A 2,368-nucleotide genomic window follows, 5' to 3' on the forward strand; every position below is an offset into this window, starting at 1 on the left:
TAGACAAAGCGGGACTCGATTCCGCGTGGAGCAATCTTGCAACGCAGCAGCCCATCAAAGATACTCTTCGCCAAAAGACGGCGGAAGCTGTAGAGTGCGGCGTATTTGGTGTGCCTACCTTTGTTGTTGGTGACCAACTTTTTTGGGGACAAGATAGAATGGACTTTGTTGAAGCGGCCCTTCGCGCTGCTGATGAGGTATCAAAATGACACGACCTTCCTTTGACTTTTATTTCGACTACTCAAGCCCATTCGCCTATTTGGGCTCTACTCAAGTTTCCCGCTTGGCTTCTGAATTCGACGCGCAAGCCAATTTAAAGCCGGTTCTGCTGGGTGCAATTTTTAAAGCCATTGGAACCCCCATGGTACCCGTCATGACTTTTCCAGACGTTAAACGTAACTACTACGGTAAAGATTTAGACCGGTGGGCCGAGCACTGGGGCGTGCCTTTCAAGTTTACCACACGCTTCCCGATGAATACTGTCAAACCTTTAAGGCTAACCCTCGCCATGATGGCGGATAGCAATCCCAAAGCAGAAGATTTAATGCATGCCCTATTCAAAGCACTCTGGGTCGACAACCGAGACATCTCATCTCCCGATACTCTCACCGAGATTCTAAAAGAGACGGGTATCGATGGGTCTTACATCGATAAAATTGGCGAAGACTCGGTGAAGAACGATTTACGTGAGCGAACTGAAGAGGCCATCACACGCGGCGTTTGCGGCGCACCGACTTATGCTGTGGATGAAATGCTTTTCTGGGGACAAGACCGAGTGGTTTTAGTGGAGCACGCCCTCAAAGGTTGGCGACCCAATTGTGGGTAAAAAAATCCCCGCTCTAGGCAGGGATTCTCGATTATGAGTTTTGCGATAAAAAGAGCATCAATGCTTTTTGAGCATGCAGCCTGTTTTCAGCTTCATCAAAGACGACCGACCAGCGACCATCGATGACATCTGCGTGAACTTCCTCACCGCGGTGTGCCGGCAAACAGTGCAAAAAGATTGCATCGAAATTCGCTTTGTTCATCATGTCTACGTCGACCTGATAACCAGCAAAAGCTTTGATACGCTTGGCTGATTCTTCTTCTTGTCCCATAGATGCCCAAACATCCGTGTAAACAACATCAGCGCCAGCTACTGCATTAAGATCACCCGTGACTTCAATTTCGCAACCGTTTTTCTCACCGATTTCTTGAGCCGATGACATAATGCCTTCTTTAGGACGATAGCCTTCAGGGCAAATGATACGAACATTCATACCTGCCATCGCACCGCCTAGCATCAAAGAGTGGGCCATGTTGTTGCCATCTCCGATGTAGACCAATTGCAAACCCTTAAGCTTGCCCTTCTTCTCTTTAATGGTCATCAAATCGGCCAAGACTTGGCACGGATGATAATCATCATCGAGACCATTGATAACAGGTACTGAACTCGCTTCTGCAAGCTCACGAACTTCACGGTTATCGAAAGTACGAATCATAATGAAATCGAGATAACGCGAAAGCACCTGACCTGTGTCCGATGGCGGTTCGCCCCGGCCCAGCTGACTTGAACTCGAGGGCAAGAAAATGCCCTGACCACCCAGCTGAATAATACCTGCTTCAAATGATACACGTGTACGTGTAGAATTTTTAGCAAAAATCATTCCCAAAATCTTCCCAGAAAGCGCCGTACGGTATTCGTCCGGGTTTGCCTTCATCTTTAGGGCGAGTTCGAGAACCTGTGCCTGCTCGTCGGCACTGAGATCTAAATCGGTAACAAAGTTTCTAGCCATGAGTTGCTAATTACTCCTGCTTGAAGGCCTGTGCAATGGCTGAAACGCCGGGAAATGCTCTGAAGGATCCCCTCTGGGGCATTGCGTCACAAGCGCCTGGATGCTAGGCCAAACAGGATGCTCAGAGGATCACAAACTGTCGCCGAAGCTATCGGAAACACACCCCTGATTCGGTTAAACCGATTAACTCAGGGACTTCCCGACTCCGTTGAAGTTTACGCAAAAGCCGAATGGATGAATCCCGGCGGATCAGTCAAAGACCGAGCGGCCCGAGGCATCGTTCTCGATGCTTTGGAAAAAGGCCAACTTGCTGCCGGCGGCGTACTCCTAGATGCATCAAGCGGTAATACTGGCATCGCCTATGCCATGTTGGCGCCAGCTCTCGGTTTCAAGCTCAAGCTCTGCTTGCCATCCAATGCCAATGAAGAACGCAAAAAAACTCTGCGAGCATACGGAGCGGAGCTCATTCTCACAGATCCTGCCCTAAGCTCAGACGGCGCAATATTAAAAGCCCGCGAACTCTCAGCTGCTAACCCGTCGTGGTTTTACGCCGACCAATACAATAACGATTCCAATTGGCAGGCACACTACCA

The 2,368-nt window shown here is 49.3% G+C and carries 4 protein-coding genes; 3 read left to right on the forward strand and 1 reads right to left on the reverse strand.

The window, feature by feature from the left end:
• Positions 1-209, forward strand: a 209-nt coding sequence (locus HOK28_01160; GenBank protein ID MBT6431668.1) for a 2-hydroxychromene-2-carboxylate isomerase, incomplete at its 5' end; no start/stop codon positions are given.
• Positions 206-826, forward strand: a complete 621-nt coding sequence (locus HOK28_01165; protein ID MBT6431669.1) for a 2-hydroxychromene-2-carboxylate isomerase — start codon at positions 206-208, stop codon at positions 824-826. The genes HOK28_01160 and HOK28_01165, both read left to right, overlap by 4 nt.
• Positions 827-857: 31 nt before the next feature.
• On the opposite strand, the gene argF is transcribed toward HOK28_01165, so the two are convergent.
• Positions 858-1,775, reverse strand: a complete 918-nt coding sequence (gene argF / locus HOK28_01170) for an ornithine carbamoyltransferase (GenBank protein MBT6431670.1) — start codon at positions 1,773-1,775, stop codon at positions 858-860.
• Positions 1,776-1,892: 117 nt separating this feature from the next.
• On the opposite strand from argF, the gene HOK28_01175 reads away from it, so the two are divergent.
• Positions 1,893-2,368 (forward strand): pyridoxal-phosphate dependent enzyme (locus tag HOK28_01175; protein MBT6431671.1); only part of this gene is annotated, 476 nt, incomplete at its 3' end.

It is taken from the genome of Deltaproteobacteria bacterium (assembly GCA_018668695.1).
Lineage (GTDB): Bacteria > Myxococcota > XYA12-FULL-58-9 > XYA12-FULL-58-9 > JABJBS01 > JABJBS01.